Annotated in this window: 2 protein-coding genes; one reads left to right on the forward strand and one right to left on the reverse strand. The window is 74.5% G+C overall.

Annotated features, from left to right (window positions below):
• The coding region (locus AC2W7G_RS16185) for an ATP-binding protein (protein ID WP_485869340.1) at positions 1-757 on the reverse strand (757 nt) is incomplete at its 3' end.
• A gap of 185 nt (positions 758-942) precedes the next feature.
• Between AC2W7G_RS16185 and AC2W7G_RS16190 the strand changes: the two genes are divergently transcribed.
• Positions 943-1452, forward strand: a 510-nt coding sequence (locus AC2W7G_RS16190; protein ID WP_485869341.1) for an amidohydrolase family protein, incomplete at its 3' end; no start/stop codon positions are given.

Below are 1452 nucleotides of genomic sequence, written 5' to 3' on the forward strand. Positions count from 1 at the left end.
CGAGCGGACGGCGCAGCGCGGCTCGAGCCCCGTTGAGCCGCTTCTCGGCCACCGCGTCCAGGGTGGGGCTGGGCCGCAGCGGCAGGGCGAGCCGGGTGCTGCCGTCGAGCTGGTCGCTGCCGAGCAGGCTCAGCTGCTCGGTCAGGAGCTTGGGGTTGCCGCCGGCGAAGTGGGCGACGATCGGGACGAGCGCCGGGTCGGCGTCGCCGATGAGCGTCTGGACCAGCTCCTGGCTGCGGTAGTGGCTCAGCGGGGCGAGGGTGAGCGTCCGCAGCGCCGCGAACGGGCCGCCCGCCGGCGGCGTCGTGGAGGTCAGGACCATCCGCAGGTTGGTGCCGGGCAGGCGGCTGGCCACGGTGCCGAGCAGGCTCTGGCTCACCTCGTCCATGAGGTCGACGTCGTCCAGCAGCACGAGGGTGGGCGGCAGCCGCATCCCGGCCAGCAGCGCGACGAGGTCGTGGCCGGCCGCGAACAGGCCGACCGGGTCGTCGCTGCGCACGTCCAGGTGGCGCACGAGCTCGCCGCGGTGGTCGCCGCGCAGCTCGGCGAGCATGGCCGAGACCCCGGAGACCGGGAACCCCGCCTCCACCGGGTTGGCCCGCACCACGACGGTGGCCAGGCTCGGATGGGCGCGCAGCCGGTCCAGCAGGTGCGACTTCCCGGAGCCGGGCTCGCCCACGACGAGCAGCGAGCTCTCCGGGGCGTCGAGCATCGCGGCGACGGTCTGGGCGATCTGCGCAGCATCGGGGGTGTGCATGCGGGCTCCCGCGGGGGCGTCGGGGGTCGTCAGTGGGTCGTTCGGGTCGCTCCTGGTTCGGGTCGCGGCGGGGGGCCGCCGGTCTCGGCGCCGACAATGTAACCCGATCAGGAGGCCAGGAAAACGGTTTCGGCAACGAAAGCCCCAGGGTGCCTGGCTCGGGCCCGCGTGCCAGACTCCGCGGCATGAGCGACCTGCACCGCTTCGCCGCCGGCCTGCCCAAGGCCGAGCTCCACGTCCACCACGTCGGGTCCGCCTCGCCGCGCACCGTGGCCGAGCTGGCCGCGCGGCACGCCGGCTCCTCGCCCGTCCCGGCCGACCCCGCGGCGCTCGCCGACTACTTCACGTTCACCGACTTCGCGCACTTCATCGAGGTCTACCTGTCCGTCGTCGACCTGGTGCGCACGCCCGAGGACGTCTGGACCCTCACTTACGAGGTGGCGCAGGACCTGGCCGCCCAGCAGGTGCGCTACGCCGAGCTGACCCTGACGCCGTACACGTCGATCGTCCGCGGCATCGCCGCCGAGGCGTACTGCGAGGCGGTCGAGGACGCGCGCCGGCGGGCCGAGCGCGACCTGGGCGTCGTGCTGCGCTGGTGCTTCGACATCCCGGGCGAGTCCGGCCTGGAGGCCGCCGACGTCACGCTGGACACCGCGCTGCGCCTGCGCCCGGACGGCCTGGTCGCTTCGGCCTGG

Source organism: Aeromicrobium sp. PFPM2_SD2, from assembly GCF_057364525.1.